The sequence below is a fragment of the Mesorhizobium sp. M1E.F.Ca.ET.041.01.1.1 genome (genome assembly GCF_003997355.1).
Lineage (GTDB): Bacteria > Pseudomonadota > Alphaproteobacteria > Rhizobiales > Rhizobiaceae > Mesorhizobium.
Genome location: NZ_RZSL01000082.1, coordinates 1 through 16,600 on the forward strand (window position 1 = coordinate 1; position 16,600 = coordinate 16,600).

The 16,600-nt window shown below is 63.9% G+C and carries 15 protein-coding genes and 2 pseudogenes; 8 read left to right on the forward strand and 9 right to left on the reverse strand.

Features of this window, described 5'->3' with window-relative positions; translation table 11 throughout:
- From EOA38_RS09830 to EOA38_RS09855, 6 genes and pseudogenes are all read left to right on the forward strand, one after another.
- Positions 1 to 293 (forward strand): annotated as a pseudogene (locus EOA38_RS09830) (sugar ABC transporter permease); the annotation flags it as partial.
- On the forward strand, positions 293 to 1,141 hold the full coding sequence (locus EOA38_RS09835) for a carbohydrate ABC transporter permease (protein ID WP_126090576.1): 849 nt from the start codon (positions 293 to 295) through the stop codon (positions 1,139 to 1,141). The pseudogene EOA38_RS09830 and the gene EOA38_RS09835, both read left to right, overlap by 1 nt.
- 3 nt (positions 1,142 to 1,144) lie before the next feature.
- Positions 1,145 to 2,212, forward strand: a complete 1,068-nt coding sequence (gene ugpC, locus EOA38_RS09840; protein WP_127299056.1) for a sn-glycerol-3-phosphate ABC transporter ATP-binding protein UgpC — start codon at positions 1,145 to 1,147, stop codon at positions 2,210 to 2,212.
- A gap of 69 nt (positions 2,213 to 2,281) precedes the next feature.
- Positions 2,282 to 2,767: a hypothetical protein gene (locus EOA38_RS09845; protein WP_127299057.1), complete on the forward strand. Its 486-nt coding sequence runs from the start codon at positions 2,282 to 2,284 to the stop codon at positions 2,765 to 2,767.
- Positions 2,768 to 2,937: 170 nt separating this feature from the next.
- Positions 2,938 to 4,377, forward strand: coding sequence for an aldehyde dehydrogenase family protein (locus tag EOA38_RS09850; protein ID WP_127299058.1), 1,440 nt, complete (start codon positions 2,938 to 2,940; stop codon positions 4,375 to 4,377).
- Between the two features lie 14 nt (positions 4,378 to 4,391).
- Positions 4,392 to 4,970, forward strand: a complete 579-nt coding sequence (locus tag EOA38_RS09855) for a DUF1349 domain-containing protein (RefSeq protein ID WP_127299059.1) — start codon at positions 4,392 to 4,394, stop codon at positions 4,968 to 4,970.
- 29 nt (positions 4,971 to 4,999) lie between these two features.
- Here EOA38_RS09855 and EOA38_RS40285 read toward each other — a convergent pair.
- A pseudogene (locus EOA38_RS40285) lies at positions 5,000 to 5,151 on the reverse strand (helix-turn-helix transcriptional regulator); the annotation flags it as partial.
- A 280-nt stretch (positions 5,152 to 5,431) separates the two neighbouring features.
- Between EOA38_RS40285 and EOA38_RS09865 the strand changes: the two are divergent.
- Positions 5,432 to 6,715 carry an O-antigen ligase gene (locus EOA38_RS09865; protein ID WP_126090571.1) on the forward strand — a complete coding sequence of 428 codons (1,284 nt, stop codon included), beginning with the start codon at positions 5,432 to 5,434 and terminating at the stop codon, positions 6,713 to 6,715.
- A 46-nt stretch (positions 6,716 to 6,761) separates the two neighbouring features.
- Here the strand turns inward: EOA38_RS09865 and EOA38_RS09870 are convergent, their stop codons facing one another.
- The 3 genes from EOA38_RS09870 to EOA38_RS09880 all read right to left on the reverse strand — a co-directional run bounded on the left by EOA38_RS09870 (position 6,762) and on the right by EOA38_RS09880 (position 10,020).
- Positions 6,762 to 7,853, reverse strand: coding sequence for an acyltransferase (locus EOA38_RS09870; protein WP_127299060.1), 1,092 nt, complete (start codon positions 7,851 to 7,853; stop codon positions 6,762 to 6,764).
- Positions 7,854 to 7,975: 122 nt separating this feature from the next.
- The gene (locus tag EOA38_RS09875; protein WP_348627513.1) at positions 7,976 to 9,169 is read right to left on the reverse strand and encodes a polysaccharide biosynthesis/export family protein; all 1,194 of its coding nucleotides are present in this window, start codon (positions 9,167 to 9,169) and stop codon (positions 7,976 to 7,978) included.
- 173 nt (positions 9,170 to 9,342) lie between these two features.
- Positions 9,343 to 10,020 (reverse strand): sugar transferase, encoded by a 678-nt coding sequence (locus tag EOA38_RS09880; RefSeq protein WP_126090568.1) that lies wholly within the window; start codon positions 10,018 to 10,020, stop codon positions 9,343 to 9,345.
- A gap of 605 nt (positions 10,021 to 10,625) precedes the next feature.
- Here EOA38_RS09880 and EOA38_RS09885 point away from each other — a divergent pair.
- Entirely contained in the window at positions 10,626 to 10,892 is a 267-nt protein-coding gene (locus EOA38_RS09885; RefSeq protein ID WP_126090567.1) for an exopolysaccharide production repressor exox, read from the forward strand.
- Here the strand turns inward: EOA38_RS09885 and EOA38_RS09890 are convergent.
- The 5 genes from EOA38_RS09890 to EOA38_RS09910 are packed head-to-tail and all read right to left on the reverse strand — an operon-like array spanning position 10,863 to position 16,390.
- Positions 10,863 to 12,773: an ABC transporter ATP-binding protein gene (locus EOA38_RS09890; RefSeq protein WP_127299061.1), complete on the reverse strand. Its 1,911-nt coding sequence runs from the start codon at positions 12,771 to 12,773 to the stop codon at positions 10,863 to 10,865. The two genes, EOA38_RS09885 and EOA38_RS09890, sit on opposite strands and share 30 nt — an antisense overlap.
- Positions 12,774 to 12,781: 8 nt before the next feature.
- Entirely contained in the window at positions 12,782 to 13,768 is a 987-nt protein-coding gene (locus EOA38_RS09895) for a serine kinase (protein ID WP_189434577.1), read from the reverse strand.
- On the reverse strand, positions 13,765 to 15,687 hold the full coding sequence (locus tag EOA38_RS09900) for a lasso peptide isopeptide bond-forming cyclase (protein WP_127299062.1): 1,923 nt from the start codon (positions 15,685 to 15,687) through the stop codon (positions 13,765 to 13,767). Before EOA38_RS09900 ends, EOA38_RS09895 begins: the two co-directional genes overlap by 4 nt.
- Before the next feature lie 3 nt (positions 15,688 to 15,690).
- A complete protein-coding gene (locus EOA38_RS09905) occupies positions 15,691 to 16,107 on the reverse strand; it encodes a lasso peptide biosynthesis B2 protein (RefSeq protein WP_127299063.1) in 417 nt (138 codons plus the stop codon).
- Complete coding sequence (locus tag EOA38_RS09910) at positions 16,091 to 16,390, reverse strand: PqqD family protein (protein WP_126090563.1); 300 nt, start codon at positions 16,388 to 16,390, stop codon at positions 16,091 to 16,093. The genes EOA38_RS09905 and EOA38_RS09910 overlap by 17 nt, the downstream gene beginning before the upstream one ends.
- Between the last annotated feature and the right edge of the window lie 210 nt (positions 16,391 to 16,600).

Genomic DNA, 16,600 nt, shown 5'->3' on the forward strand with positions numbered 1-16,600 from the left:
CGCCCTGGCAGCGCTTCACCAAGGTGACGCTGCCGTTCCTGGCGCCAACCATCGTCATCACCGTCATGCTGCGCACGATCTGGATCGCCACCTTCGCCGATCTGATCTTCGTCATGACCGAAGGCGGGCCGGCGGGTTCGACCAGCACGGTGCCGGTCTACATCTATGTCAGCGCCTTCAAGTCGCTGGACAAGGGCTATGCCTCTGCTGTCGCCGTACTGCTGCTGGTGCTGCTGATTGCCTACGCGATCGGCCTGATCGCCATCCGCCGTACGTTTGTGAGGCATGTCTGATGATCGCCGGGCGCTCCACCTCCTCGCGCATTGCCGGCGGCATCGGCCTTTACGCAGCGATTGCCGCCTATGTGATCTTCGCGCTGTTCCCGATCTTCTGGACGCTGAAGATATCGGTGACGCCCGAGCGGCTGCTCTATTCCGAGGGCATCACCTTCTGGCCGTCTGAGATGACTTTTCAGAACTTCGCCACCGTGCTCGAAGCCTCCGACTTCCCGCGCTATTTCCTGAACAGCGTCATCGTCTCGGTGTCGACGGCGGCGCTCGTGACGGTGATCGCCACGCTCGCCGGCTACGCCATGTCGCGCTTCGCTTTTCGCGGCAAGGCGACTTTAGCCATTCTGCTGCTGCTCACCCAGACCTTCCCGCTGGTCATGGTCATCCCGCCGATCTACCGCATCATGGGCGATCTCGGCCTGACCAACAGCCTGACCGGGCTGATCATCATCTACACCGCCTTCAACACCGCCTTCGCCACCTTCCTCATGCAGTCCTTCTTCGACGGCATCCCAAAAGACCTGGAGGAGGCGGCGATGATCGACGGCTGCACGCGCGCTCAGGCGATGCGCAGGGTCATCGTGCCGCTGACCTTGCCCGGCATGGGCGCCACGCTCGGCTTCGTCTTCACCGCCGCCTGGAGCGAGCTGCTCTTCGCGCTGATGCTGATTTCCAGCGACGAGCAGAAGACCTTTGCCGTCGGCCTGCTCACCTTCATCGGCAAGTTCGCGGTCGACTGGGGGCAGATGATGGCGGCGTCCATCCTGGCGCTGATCCCAGTCTGCGTCTTCTTCGCCTTCCTGCAACGCTATCTCGTCACCGGCCTCACCGCCGGCGCGGTCAAAGGATAATCGATGGCTTCCGTCACGCTGCAACATGTCGAGAAGGACTATGGCGCGCTGCGCATCCTGCACGGCGTCGATCTCGAGATCGCCGACGGCGAATTCGTCGTCCTGGTCGGGCCGTCCGGCTGCGGCAAGTCCACGCTGCTGCGCATGATCGCCGGCCTGGAGGAGGTTACCGGCGGCGAGATCCGCATCGGCGAGCGCCTCGTCAACGACGTCGCGCCCAAGGACCGCGACATCGCCATGGTGTTCCAGTCCTACGCGCTCTACCCGCATATGGACGTCTCCTCCAACATGGGCTTCAGCCTGATGTTGAAGAAGGCCGATAAGACGGCGATCGACGGCAGGGTCGGTGCCGCCGCCAAGCGCCTCGGCCTTGAAAGCTTTCTCGGCCGCCTGCCGCGCCAGCTTTCCGGCGGCCAGCGCCAGCGCGTCGCCATGGGCCGCGCCATCGTGCGCGACCCGAAAGTGTTCCTGTTCGATGAGCCGCTGTCGAACCTCGACGCCAAGCTGCGCGTCCATATGCGCGCCGAGATCAAGGCGCTGCACCAGCAGCTCAAGACCACTTCGGTCTATGTCACGCATGACCAGGTCGAGGCCATGACCATGGCCGACCGCATCGTCGTCATGCATGACGGCTATGTGCAGCAGGTCGGCCACCCGCTGGAGCTTTACGACCGGCCGACCAACACATTCGTCGCCGGTTTCATCGGTTCGCCCGGCATGAATTTTTTGCCGGCCAAGGTCGCCAAGGGCGGCAAGGTGGATGCCGTGCTGGCCGACGGCCAGAAGCTCCGGCTGCCCGACGGGCTGCCGCTGAAGGACGGCGATGCGCTCACCGTCGGGCTGCGACCGGAGCACATCCGGCTGGTCGATGACGGCGCGCTGAAGGCCGAAGTCGATGTGGTCGAGCCGCTGGGCCTGTCGACGCAATTCTATGTGAGGCTGGCCAATCAGCAGGTCTGCGTCTTCGTCATGGGCCGCAGCAATGTCAGGCCGGGCGACACGGTGCGGTTGTCGGCGGATCCGGCGTCGCTGCATCTGTTCGATCCTGCAAGCGGCAATCGGATCGGCTAGCCCATCGGTGCAGGGTCAGAAGCCCTGGGCTAAAATCGTTCCCGTTGATTCGTCTCGGCAGGGAACGGCATGAGCAAGGCTCTCGGCACATTCGCATTGGTCACGGTTCTGAGCGCCTTGCTGATGGCGCTTTCACTGGCGGTGGCGAGGCATGGCTACCCTTATGGCGCCTTCGGCGTGAAGCGCCTCGACGGCATTGCCGACGCCGGCTCCTTCCTTGCGATTGCCGCCATCTATTTCTTCAGCGCGCTGTTGATGATGATCCTGCCCATCCGCGCCGCCGGCGTCGTGCTTACCCATGCCGCCGACGCGATCTTTTGGGCGACGATCGTGCTGTTCGCGACCATCGTTGGCTCGCTGCTCGCCAGATGGGCCTTCGGCCAGCATGAGGTGCTTTGGGCGCTCTTCAACTGGCGCTTTCTGTTTGTGGCCGCGATCGTGGGCGCGCATCTCACCATGAACGAGCTTCGCCGCAACATCCTGCTCAGAAGCCTGTTCTTCGTCGTCTTCGCCGCGGTAACGCTCGCCTGCCTTTTCTGGTCGTTCGCGGTCTGAGGCCGTCAAGCTTCAAATCGTGACAGGTCGTCGCGGGCAAGCTCGATGGACTTCCCCAGCCGCGCGCCTACCTTTATCGAAAGCTAGACCTTTCGGCGGGCATTGCGTATAGCATTTGTCTGACAAATGATCGGCGCGTTGCCGCTCCAGCCAATCTCGAAGGAAACAAGATGACCGTGCTCCGTAAGAACCTTATCGACGGCGAGTGGCTGGGCGAGGCCGGCTCGCGCAACATCAACCCGTCGAACACCAACGATGTCGTCGGCGAATACGCCTCGGCCGGGCCGGAGGAAGCAAAACAGGCCATCGCGGCAGCCAAGGCGGCCTTCCCGGCCTGGTCGCGCTCAGGACCGCTGGCCCGTCATGCCGTGCTGAAAAAAACCGCCGACGAAATCATGGCCCGCAAGGACGAGATCGGCCGCTCGCTGGCGCGCGAGGAAGGCAAGACGCTGGTCGAGGGTGTCGGCGAGACCATCCGGGCGGCGCAGATCTTCGACTTCTTCGCCGGCGAGACGCTGCGCCTGTCGGGCGAGATGGTGCCGAGCGTTCGGCCGGGCGTCGGTGTCGAGATGACCCGCGAGGGCGTTGGCGTCGTCGGCATCATCACGCCATGGAATTTCCCGATCGCCATTCCCGCCTGGAAGATCGCTCCGGCGCTCGCCTACGGCAACACAATCGTCTTCAAGCCGGCGGAGCTGGTCCCCGAAAGCGCCTGGACCATCGTCGACATCCTGCACCGCGCCGGCCTGCCCAAGGGCGTGCTCAACCTCGTCATGGGCAAGGGGTCGATCGTCGGCCAGGCCATGCTCGACAGCCCCGACGTCAACGCCATTTCCTTCACCGGCTCGGTCGGCACGGGCAAGCGCGTCGCCGCGGCAAGTGTGGAGCACATGCGCAAGTTCCAGCTCGAGATGGGCGGCAAGAATCCGCTCGTCGTGCTCGATGACGCCGATCTTGCGGTGGCCGTCGACTGCGCTATCAACGGCGCTTATTTCTCGACCGGCCAGCGCTGCACGGCATCCTCGCGTCTTATCGTCACCGACGGCATCCACGACCGCTTCGTCGACGCGATGAAGGAGCGTCTGAACAAGCTCGTCATCGGCGATGCGCTGGATGCCAAGACGCAGATCGGGCCGGTCGTCGACCAAACCCAGCTCAACCAGGACGAGGACTATATCGCCATCGGCCGCCAGGAAGGCGCCGAGCTTGCCTTCGGCGGCGAGCGGCTGGAGCGCGGAACGCCCGGCTTCTATCTGAGGCCGGCGCTGTTTACCGGCGCCACCAATGCCATGCGCATTTCGCGCGAGGAGATCTTCGGGCCCGTCGCCAACGTCATCCGCGTCAAGGACTATGACGAGGCGCTCGCCGTGGCCAACGACACGCCCTTCGGCCTGACCTCCGGCATCTGCACGACGAGCCTGAAGCACGCGACGCATTTCAAGCGCAATTCCGAGGCCGGCATGGTCATGGTCAACCTGCCGACGGCGGGCGTCGACTTCCATGTGCCGTTCGGCGGCCGCAAGGGCTCGAGCTATGGCCCACGCGAGCAGGGCCGTTATGCGATGGAGTTCTACACCACCGTGAAGACGGCCTATACATTCGCCGGCTAACTGGAAGACTCAAAATGTCGGGCTTTGCCGGAATGACCTGGCTCAACCCGCCGCCGCACCATACGTTCGGCGACGGGACGCTCCAGGTCGGCACCGGCATGGAGACCGATTTCTGGCGTGAGACCTTCTATGGCTTCCGGCGTGACAATGGCCATTTCTTCTACCGGCCGATAGCCGGCGATTTCAGCGCCGAGGTCACCGTCAAGGGCGACTATAAAGCGCTCTACGACCAGGCCGGGCTGATGGTGCGCTTGAGCGAAACGCACTGGATCAAGGCGGGCATCGAATACACCGACGGCCTCGCCTATTTCTCGGTCGTCGTCACCAACGATCGGTCGGACTGGTCGCTGGTCGGCATCAACGCGGACCCGAATGGCGTCCGCATTCGCCTGACCCGTCATGCGGAGGCGATCCGCGTTCAATATTTGCACGCCGCGGACGGTCACTGGAAGCCGGTGCGGTTGGCCTATTTCCCGACCTCGCGGAGCGTCGATGTCGGGTTGATGTGCTGCTCGCCGCAGCGCGAAGGCTTCGAAGTGACCTTCACCGACTTTGTCGTCGGTTCGCCGATTTCCAGGGAATTGCACGGCTGACAGGGGCGCGGCCGGAAACTGCCTCGGCTTCAGGCCTCCATCCGGTGCTGGAAGAATTGCAGGAACAATTCGCGCTCGGTGGTGATGTCGAGCTTTTCGTAGATGCGGCGGCGGTCACCGTGCCGACGGTGATGCCGAGCCGCTCGGCGATGTTGGTGGTCGGATGCCCGGCCAGGATGAGCTTTCTGGCTATCCTTGCCGATCGGATCATCCAGGCCGCCGTCGCCCGGTCGACGATGGCTTGAGGCCGGCTGCGCCGCCGCCCCATTCCGGCCTTTTCGCTATGCGACAGACCTCGGATGGCCGCCTCTTTTTGCCCGTGACAACATTTCCGGTTGAGCCATCGGCGCTGGGGCGATAGGTTATGCTGCAGTGCACAATGATCTGGCCAGGCCGAACATTGGCGTGCCCGGCTACCAGAGGCTGAACCGGTCCAAGGCTGAACGGACAAGAAATCCGGCATGAAGATTCCGAAATCCATTCTGCTCGATCCCGAGGCGAACAAGGCCTATGGCGCCTTTGCCGTGGCGGTTTCCGTCCTTGCCTTTGCCTATTCCAGCAATTTCGGCCAGATCCTGATCCTTGCCTATTACGCGGTCTGGCTGCCGCTGCTCTTTGTCGACTACCGACGCTTCACCTGGAAACTCTCGAGCGCCTGGCTGCCGATACTCTTTGCGGCCTATGTCTGCCTGTCGGTCTTCTGGTCGCAGGCGGCCGGCACCAGCGCGCGGGCGGCGGTGCAATATTCCTCGCACATCGTCTGTGCCTATATCGCGGCTCGCACCATCAGCGTTCGTACGCTGGTGCTGGGCTCGCTGATCGGCATCTTCTTCGTCCTGCTCTACTCATTGAAAGTCAACGCTTACGCGTTGGACATAATCGACGGCACCTTCAATTTCGTCGGCGCTTTCGCCTCCAAGAACCAGGTCGGCTTCTTCTCGTCGCTCGGCATCTTTTTGTCCCTCGTCTTCCTGATGTTTTATCGGCGCAACTGGCTGAGCTTCGTCTGGACAGCGCCGATCATCCTGATGTCGGCATATATGCTGGCGATCTGCCACTCGGCGACATCTGTCGCCTCTCTGCCGGCGGTGCTCGGCGTCGTCATCCTGCTCACCATGAGCAGGGTGCTGTCGCGGCGCTACCGCCGCGTGCTGTTCGTGGTCGGCGGCGGCGCGCTGGTGGCCGGCGTGGTGGCCGCGCTGAACCTTGGCCTGCTGGACGTCGTGCTCGGCATTTTCGGCAAGGATTCGACGCTGACCGGCCGCACCTATCTCTGGCAACAGGGTTGGGAGGCGGCGCAACTGCATCCGCTGCTCGGTTACGGCTATGCCGCCTATTGGGTGCAGGGCTTTGCCGATCCGGAACGGTTGTGGGCGGAGTTCTACATCACGACCCGCACCGGCTTCCACTTCCACAACACCTATATCGAAACCCTGGTCGAGATCGGCTTCGTCGGCGTCACCATGCTGGCGCTGATCATCCTGCGCGCCTTCTACGGCCATGTATCGAAGGTGGTGTTCGGCGACTGGAGCGCCGATTCGGTGGTGCTGGCCGGCGCCGTCGGGCTGATGCTGATCCGCTCCTTCTTCGAGGTCGAGATCCTCGGCCCCTACTTCATGGCCTCCTTCATCGTCTATTACGGCCTGTTCAAGCTGAGCCCGCTGCCGGTTGCCCGGCGACGGCGGGTTGCCATTCCCGTCCAGGATGAAAAGCCGGCCGCCGGCCACATGCCGGCCCCGGTCTGATCGACATCTGAACCGCTCCAAGGTCTGTCGAGATTAAGGTCAGACCTTAGGCCACGGCCCGCGAGCGCTGCATCTGCCGCTGCAGGAAGCGGCGCAGCGGCTCGTCGTAGATGCGGGTGGCAATGTCGGCGATGACGATGACCGCGACCGCCATCAGGATGCCGAACCACGGATGATGCGCGAACGGGTCGACCGACACCGCCTTGCCGGCACCGGCGATGATCATCAGCATCGGCGTGTGGATGATGTAGATCGGGTAGGAGATCCGCCCCAGCCAGCCATAGAAGCCTGCCAGACGCGGCGCGGTCGGCGCCACGGCGCCGGTCACGACCATGAGCGGGAAGACGATGACGATAGAGGCGAGGTCGTAGGCGACGCGCGCGCCGCCCGCCGGCGCGACGGCGAACACGGCCAAGGTGAGCAGGATCGCTGCCTCGACCCACCAGCCGCGCCGCATGAAGCCGAGATTGCCCTGGTAGCGCGCCATCGACCGACACAGAAGCACGCCCAGGAAGAAGGAGAACGACACGCGCGGCAGCCCGCTGACGATGGTCTTGCCGGTCATGCCGAAATCGAGCGTGCCGGCATACACCGAGGCGACGATCAGCAGAACGAGGCTGACGCCGATCAGCGCCGTCAGCACGCGTCTCGACAGCACGAAGAAGACGGCGACATAGGCGATGTTGACGATCAGTTCGAAGAACAGCGACCACGAAGCGGGGTTGAGCGGAAAGATCGTGTGATAGGCCTCGCCGACCAGCGGGATGAAGAACATTCCTGTCGTCAGCTGCATGCCGATCTCTGACAATGGCATGTATTCCGTCGGGATCAGCCTGTTCTTGACCAGCAGGTAGAAGAAACCGAGCAGCGTGCCGGCGAGGTAGAGCGGATAGAGGCGTATCAGGCGGATGGCCAGGAACGTGCCGAAGCCCATGCCGTTCTCGATCTTGCGGTCATAGGCATGCGCGATGACGAAGCCGCTGAGCAGGAAGAAGAGGTCGACCGCGAGATAGCTCGACGGCAGCACCTTGCCGTCGGCAAGGAATGGCGAGAAGTGGTAGAGCATCACGCTGATCGCCGCCACGCCGCGGATGGCGTCGAGGTTGAGGTAGACGTGACGCGGAGCGGCGGGCTGCATTTTATGCCTTCAAGCGCGGTACAGACAGTTCGCTCGCCCGCACCAAGGCGCGAACGAGCCTGACGTGTTCCTCCCGCCTCCGTCGCCATGGCCGCGCTGAAGCGGGGCCCTGGCGGGTGGCGTTACTGGCTGGCCGTCGGCGCCAGCTTGACCTTGATCACGTCGCCCGGCAGCACCGGCGTGTCTTCCTTGGCGTCGACCTCGCTGGTTTTGCCGTCGGCGACGCGCACCAGCGAGTAGAGCAAAGTCGGTTCTCCGCTGCTGCTGGTCATGGCGGCCGCCGTCGCTGGATCCGTCGCCTGGGCGATCAGGCCCTTCTGCATTGCAGTCCTCAGCGTCGCTTCGTTGAGGTCCGCTTCGGCCTGCTGCCGGCTGGCAGCCAGGTTGGAGTTGAGCGTATTGCGGGCATCGATGGCGTCCTGCTCGGCCTTGCTGATCGACTGCTTGGCGGTGAGGATGGCCGTCTCATAGTCCAGGATCTTGCCCTGCAGGTCGGCCACCGATTGTTTCGAATCGAGCAGCCGCGCATTGGCGACCAGGCCCTTCTGCGCCAACGGGCCGATGCTGGTGAGCTGCTGCTGCGCGAGATCCACCTGCTGCTGCTGGTTGGCGATCTTCTTCTGCAGCGATTCGACTTCACCCTGCAGAACGCCTTTCAGGTCGTCGAGTGCGTCCAGCTTCAGCTTCAGCGCCTTCTGGTCGGCGGTGAGGATCTGCATTTCATCAGAGGCTATCGCCTGCACGCGCGGGTCGCCCTCCACCTCTTTCGGCACGTCGAAGCTCTCCTTGCCGGCGAGCTCGGCATCGATGCGGGCACGCTTGATGAGCAGCCGCAGCCGCTGGTCGTCATAGATGTCGAAACTACCCTTGGCCGTGACCAGGTCCTTGCCGAGCTGAGGGCCGTAGTCGGCACTGTGCCGGATGCCGCCGGCGATGCTGAGCGCCTTCAGCACCGTCAGGTCGGGCACATAGGGGAACTGGCCGGGGTTCTGCACCTCGCCTGAGATGTAGAACGGCCGGAACTGCGCCATTTCCACCGAGGCTTCGGGCTTGTCGGGTAGCGCCAGCTTGCGCTGCAGGGCAACCCCGATCGCCGCCGCGATTTCCGACGTCGTCTTGCCGGCCGCTTGCATCTCGCCGACGAAGGGCACCGAAAGCATTCCGGCGGGGCCGACCGTATAGTCGCCGTTGAGCGCCGACCAGTCACGGAACGTGCCGTCGACCGTCTGCCATTCGGCGACGCGGATGTTGAGCTTGTCCTGCGGGCCGAGACGATAGTCTTCGGCCGCTGCCATCTGCGGCGTCAGGAGAGACATCATAAGCGCCACAGCCGCGAATCGGCTGGGCGCCCTGGAAAGAAGACTGCAGGCGAAAGACAGTCCGAAGGTGTGTTTTTTCAAATGAACGTTTCCGATCCGCTTTGGCCCCATCCGCCCGATGAGATCACTGCCGGATGCCTGCCCCGAGTTCGGCGGGGCAGGCCCGTCGGTCAATAGCTGCCGCGCGACATCCACACGGCAGGCACGGTCTTGACGATGATGCGAATGTCCTCGACCATCGACCAGTTCTCGACATAGTGGCGATCGAAGGCGACGCGCGTGTCGTAGGACACATCGTTGCGTCCGCTGACCTGCCACAGCCCGGTGAGACCGGGGCGCGACTTCAGATAGTAGACGGCTGCGCTGCCATAGATCTCGAGCTCGTCACGAACCACAGGGCGCGGGCCGACCAGGCTCATATCGCCCTGCAGGATATTGATGATCTGCGGCAGCTCGTCGAGGCTGAGCTTCCTCAGCACTTGGCCGACTCGCGTCACGCGCGGATCGTTCTTCAGCTTGCGCGTCGCGAGCCATTCGGCATTGGCGTCCGGATTGGCGGCCAGATGCGCGGCGAGCACCCGCTCGCCGTCCTGGACCATGGTGCGGAACTTGAGACAGGCGAAGATCCTGCCGCCGCGACCGATTCGCTTGTGGCCATAGAAGATCGGGCCGCGGTCGGAAAGCTTGACCAGCAGCGCGACCATCAGGAAGAGCGGGCTGAGCAGAACCAGACCGGCCAGGGAACCGACGATATCGAAACTGCGTTTGAGCAGACCGCCGATGGGGGGTGGAAAATCAATGCCAGCCTGCGCAAAACCCGCATTGGCCGACTTGGCGACGTCCCTCATGCAAAAGCTCCATACGTTGAACGAATGGTTTATGGCACGATATCAAAAAAATGCTGCAGCGCAACACACAATTTCCCTTTCCGATGAAATGTTCACGTCATGAATTGACTAAATAATAAACCTACCCTGCCCAAATTTTGGTCTTTGTGGCACGTTTATGACAAGGTGAGGGAAAATTAGGGAAATGTAGTGCGCCATTTGGGCCGTTTTTGGACAGCGCATTCTTTGTTGCAGACGATTGGCGGTTGCAGACTGCCCGAATCACTCGCGCAGGTAAGTTCTTATCGTAAAATACTAATTAATATTTTGAGTTTTACTGTGGTGGGTTTAGCTATCTTGAATATGTGGCGATGCCGGAGTGTGCGCCGCAGCATGGCAGAGTCGATTCCGCAAAACCGTTGGAAATCACCTGCACTTGGCCTTGCCGCAAAGGGCTCGCCTTAATAGAGTCGCAAACTGTTTCTGTCATAGTTTGGATGGGTCGGAAAGGCCGGAAGCAACCGGTCGAATTGGGCAGCCAGAAATAGCTTTTTGGCGGAACGGGGAGTTACGCGGGTGGGTAAGTCGCAGCTTTTGCATGCTCGTATCGGTTGAGGCCGACGATCATGTCTTTGCCAAAATTCATCGTCGGCATGATGTTCGCACTCGCGATCGTGATCGGCTGGTCCTATTTCGATGGAGCCTCGCTCGGCACCATCATCATGCGTGCCGTCATATGCGCCGTGATCATTCAGGCGGGCTATTTCCTTCTGGTCTATGCCATGATCGTCAGAAGTACGCCGACGACCGCTGACAAGCCCCGTGAAGCCGAGCGCGGCGTCAAGGTGGCCGAGGGCGAAAATCTAACCGCCAGGCGCGGCAGCCTCCGCTGATCTTTCGGCCTGCGCCGGGACCGGCGCATCGTCCGCCGGTGTTGCGGTTTCCGGCTCGGCTCGCTCGCCGGAGAGCATTCTGGCCAGCCGGCTGCCGGACTTTGCTTTCAGCCGCTGATATTGCCCGACTTCGACGATATGCCCGTTCTCGATGGCCACGACCCAGTCGGCGAAGGCGATCATCGACGGTCGGTGCGCGATGGTGAGGATCGTCATCTGGCCGCGCAACCCGTCGATGGATTGGGCGATCAGCGATTGGTTCTGCCAGTCCAGCGCGCTCGTCGCCTCGTCGAGGATGAGCAGCGAAGGCCTGCGCAGCAGCGCTCGCGCCAGCGCGATGCGCTGGCGTTCCCCGCCCGAGAGGAGGACGCCGCGGTCGCCCACCACGGTTTCAAGCCGCAGGTCGAGCCGCTCGACGAAGTCGGCCGCATGCGCCTTGCGCAGCGCCGCCCAAAGCTCCGCTTCGCCGGCCCGCGGCGCTGCGAGGCGCAAATTGGCGGCGATCGTGCCGTGCAGCAGGAACACGTCCTGCGGCACGTAGGCCACCTGATCGCGCCAGGTCCGTCGGTTCTTGGCGGTGATCTCGACGCCGTCCGCCAGGATCATGCCGGAGGTCGGCTCGAGCAGCCCAAGCAGCATGTCGGCGATCGTGCTTTTGCCCGAGCCGGACGGCCCGATCAGGGCCGTCACCTTGCCGGCGGGAAGGCCGAAGGTGATACCGCTCACCACCGGCCTTCCGTCGCCCCCTCCATCGCGGTCGCCATAAACGAACGAGACGTCGCGAATGTCGAGGCCGGTATCGAGCGAAAGCCTGGCGCCCTGTGCGGTATCGCCCGGCTCCGTCTCGCGCTCCGCATCGAAGCGCGCCTGAAGGGCCTGCATGGCGGTGTATGCCGGCAGATTGATCAGCACCTGTTGCGCCTGCGTCTGCATATCCATGAAGCGCGGCGCGACCCGCATGAAGACCAAGAGCAGCACGACGATTTCGGCAAGCGACAGGTGGAAGCGCACCAGCGCGATGTAGATGAACAGGCTGAGGCCGATCACGCTCGCAACCTGGAACAGCGCGGTGCCGATGGTGCTGTTGCGGACATAGGCGATGTTGTCCGCCTTCATCTTCTCCAGCGTCGCGCGGAGCTGCGCGAAATAGCTGGCCTCGACGTTCAGGCTCTTGGCCACCTTGATGCCGCCAAGGAACTCCGAGACCGTGCGGTACTGATCCTGTCGGCTGCCGGTCAGCACGCGGCCGTATGCGGTGGCGCGGGCACGGAAGGGCTGCAGGGCAACGAACAACAGCACGCCGACGAGGATGGCGAAGGACGTCATCACCGGCGAGATGAACAGCGACACCACGAGATAGCCCGCGAGCAGCAGCGTCGTCTGGGCAAGCATCAGCAGCGAGAAGGCGGCCGCCTGCACCCTGTCGATGTCGCCGGTCAGCGCGTGGTCGAGATCGGAGCCGCGCATGCGGGTGAAGACCCCCCAGCGCGCCTTGCCGATGCTCTCGAACAGGTTCATGCGCACGCGGTTGACGAAGTCGTAGAGCAGCCGCGCCATATAGAGCGACTTGAAGCGGGTGAACATCGCCTGCAGCGCCACCAGTCCGACGAGCAGGCAGAGCACCGTCGCCAGCGACAGCGCTCCGGCAGGCACAAGCCATTGCAGGGCGCCCGGCACCCGCACGGCGAAATCCTGGTCGGCATTGCCGATCAGATGCAGGAGCGGGATGAGCAACAGGATCGAAAGGCCCTCGGTCAGGCTTCCCAGGACGAGGAAGGCCAGTGCCGTCAGCGTGCGTCGCCCGCCGAGATGCGCCATCACGGCGCCGAAGCCGGCGACGTCCCGGAAAACGGAGAGGCGAAGTTTCGAGGACCAGGCCATACCTCTGCTCACCTTGCCTGCGTGCCGGCCGTCAGGTCGTTCTCGATCAAGGCGACAGCCTCGCCGATCCGTTCCAGGCCTGCCGGCACCTCAAGCCGGCGGACGCCTGTTTTGGTGGCAAGCTGCGCGCATTGGCTGAGATGCATGGATGCGAAATCGGCAACCAGCGCCTGCCGGCCGAACCGGGTGATGTAGGAGAACTTGATGATCGCCGGCAGGGCGCCGGCGGCCGGCAGCGGAGTGATCGCCGCCCGCTCGCCGCGCTCCAGCACATAGATCCGGGCCGCCGGCACGGCTTCGCGGGCAAATCCGTCATGCAAACGATGCTGCGCCTTGTCGATCTGCGGATGCACCTGCGGCCGCACCTCCGCTTGTGCAATCCTGATGGCGTCGGCGGCATCCGTTGCAAGCTTGAGCTGCGGGAAACCGGGCAGGATCATCGGTTGGCTAGGATCGGACAGGTCAAGCGCCACGACATCGTCGGTAAGCAGAAGGTGACCGGCGCGGATCATCGCGCCCGCCGTGGTCGACTTGCCGGCGCCCTTGTCGCCCATGAAGATCACGCTTTGGCAACCCACGGCGATCGCGCTGGCATGCAGGACCAGCAAGCCGCGCTGATGTAGGGCGAGCGCCAGCACCGGACCCAGGAGCGGGAAGGCCAGCAGCGGATCGTCGACGCCCGGTGCCGGATCGACATCGATCCTGGATGCATCGCTGATCAGGAAGGTGCCGACGGCTTGCCAGGACAGATATTGACGCGTCGGCTCGAAGCGGAAGGCGGTTCCGCCTTCCGTGGGTCTGGCAAAGTCGACCGGCCCGACGGCGATCACGATATCGGGTGCCGTGGGCGCGGCTGGCTGCAGTTCCGGCAACGCCACATCCGAGCCGATCGTCAGGCCATAGGCCTTGTAGAATCGGCGGATGCGCCCGCGCCCGGCTTCGGGTCCAGCATCGGTTTCTGGCTCGGTGGCCGGCGCGGCGGCTGAAACATTCATGCCGGGTTCCCCGCGGGCTGGATCTGCCGCAGCCAGAGCGACAGCGAGATCGAGCGCCAGACATATTGCACATCGAGCGGCGCGGCCTCGTCCGGCTTATCGAGCAGCCGCGCATAGGCGGCGTTGACCTCGCCCAGGTTGACGTAGGGCGCGATGCGATCGCCATCCGAAACCAGCATCGCGTCCATCAGGTCGCGATGGTTGCCGAGCATGCCCTTGACCAGGTTGGCGGTGAAATCGATCTTGTCCCGCCGCCACTGCACCGCCGGCGGCAGCACGCCTTCCATCGCCCGGCGCAGCACATGGCGGCCGAAGCCGTTATGCAGCTTTTCCGCGCCGGGCAGCGCCAGGCAGAATTCGACCAGCGGCTTGTCCCAGAACGGATAGCGCGGTTCGACACCGAAATTGGCCGCCGCCTTGTCCAGCACCTCGAAAGCGTGCGGCACCAGCCCGGTCGAGAGCACCCAGCGATGGGTGAGCGCCTCGCTGGCGCTGACGCTCGACGGCATGTAGCCGGAACGGTGGAAGCGCTCGACGAGGTCGGTGCGCCGGGCGAGCTCGGCGTTGACCAGGCCGCCCCAGGCGGGGACGCGTGCCTGCGCGGCGGGCCCCGGCCGCAGCCTGGACAGAAGCCGGTTCATCCGGCTTCTCCACCTGGCGATCCGCCATGCCGGCCCGTAGATGGTCAGGAATCTGAAATACATGGCGAGCATGCCTTCGCCGTAGATGCCGGAGGCGCCGTGAAGCTCGCGCCACAGTGCCAGCCATCGGCCCGCGTTGGCGAGCTCATGCAGCAGTCCATACCCATGCGAAACGACCTCGTCGCCGCCATGGCCGTCGAGCAGCACCTTCACCCCCTTGGCGCCCGCTGTCCGGTAGATGCTGCGGGTCAACGACAGGCCAGGCGCCAGGAACGTCCCTCCCTGTTCCTCCAGGATGCGCTCGAACTCGGCGAAAGGCGCGTAGTTGCCGACGGAAATCATCGTGCCGTCGAGTCGGTGCCGGTCGAGCACCGCGTCGATGAATGGCTTCTCATCCATCGGCGAGCCCTTCTCGAAGACCAGCGAGAAGGTCTTGAGTCTCGGTCTGCGCTCCGCAGCCGCCCGCAGGCCGGCGACGCCGGCGATCGAAGACGAATCGAGGCCGCCGCTCAGCATCGCGCCGATGGCAGTGGTGCCGCGCATCCGGTTTCGCACCGACTGTGAGAAGAGATGCCTGAATTCCTCAGCCGCATCCGAGCGAAGCGGCCTTGGCGAAGGCTCGATCTGCCAGTAGCGGCGAAGCGTCACCCGGCCGTCCGTCACCGTCAGGATGTGGCGGGCCGGCAGGCGGAAGATTTCGGCATAGTGGGTCGACTGCGGATCGTCGGGCAGTCCGGCAAGGAAGCCGGAAATCTGATGCTCGCTGATGCGCGTGCCGATGCCGTCCAGAGCCAGCAGGGGGCCGATCTCCGAGGCAAACGCGAAGCGCCTGGCGCTCGCGTGGTAATAGAATGGTTTGATGCCGAAATGGTCGCGGGCGCAAAACAGCGCTCGGCGCTCGGCATCCCAGATCGCGAAGGCGAAATCGCCTTGCAGATAGGTCGGACAGGCATCGCCCCATTTCAGGTAAGCGCGCACAAGAAGCATCGCGTCGGCCGCCGCGTGGTCACGTATGCCGAGACGCGCCAAAAGCTCCTCCCGATTGTCCAGCCGGCAATCCGCCGTGATGGCGAGCTTGCCGTTGGCCATCGTCAGCGGGCCGGGGCCGTCTTCGCCCGTCGTGTCGAGCCAGGCATGGCCGAGCGCCGCGCTTCCATCCGCCCACCACGAGCTGCCGTCGCGCGCCCGGTGGCGCATGCGCGCGAGCATCTGTTGGATGTCGGCGGCTGCGGCAGGCCTGCCGTCCTCCCTCGACAGAATTCCGGCGACGCCGCTCATCGTCTACGGTCCGTGATCGACAAGATGGTTGAACCCGCTGATCGAGCCGCCGAGCACGATGTGGTTGCCGCTGACCAGCCAGGCATGTGCCTTGAGCTCGGCTCCGGTGTCGCGCTCGATGCCGATGCGGATCTTGGAGGCATTGCCCTGGCGGGCAAGCAGATAGTGTCCGGCGAGAGCCTGGGTGAGGCAGCTGGCGCCGGGCACAAACCGTGCGGCAGCGGCGACGCCCCAGGCGATGCGCCTGAGTTCGCCCGTGCTCGCCGCGCCTTTGGCATCAAGCCGCGTCACCAGGCCACGCACATGGTTGTAGGAGAAAACGGTCAGCCCCAGCCGCACGGCGCCGACCACCGCCAGGCAGCGCATCAAGAACAGCATCTCCGCGCCGCTCAGCGAGAGGACCCTAGACCAGTTCCTCATGGTGGAGCCTCGCAAGCCCAGCTTCGATCAGCCCCTTGAGTAGGCCCTCGGCATCGGCCTTGCAGCGCCCGGCATCGACATCGTAGCGCGCAAGCATGGCGTTCTTTATGTCGAGGATCGACCGCGGCTCCTGGATAAGTTCCCAGATATAGGCGCCGACGCCGTTCAGGCTGTAGTAGATGTTGGACTTGAGATGGAGCAGCGCCAGTCCGTTGCCGAATTCGCAGGCCACCGCATCGCTGGTCGCGACCACGCGGTCGTGGTCAGATGGGTTCCAGTGCATCCTAAAACCTCATTGTTGAACGCCACGCGTCTTCAAGCCTGACCGGATCGGTTGCCTGCGATCGCCGGACAGGAAGCCGGGGGAACAGGGTCCCCCGGCCCATCTGTTCAAAGGGGCGCCCGGAGCCCCAACTCCGACATGCCCGGACGCCCTCAGCCTCAAGAGAAGGTAAGCTGGTCGAAAGGCGTGTGTGCGGGAAATGCTGCGTCC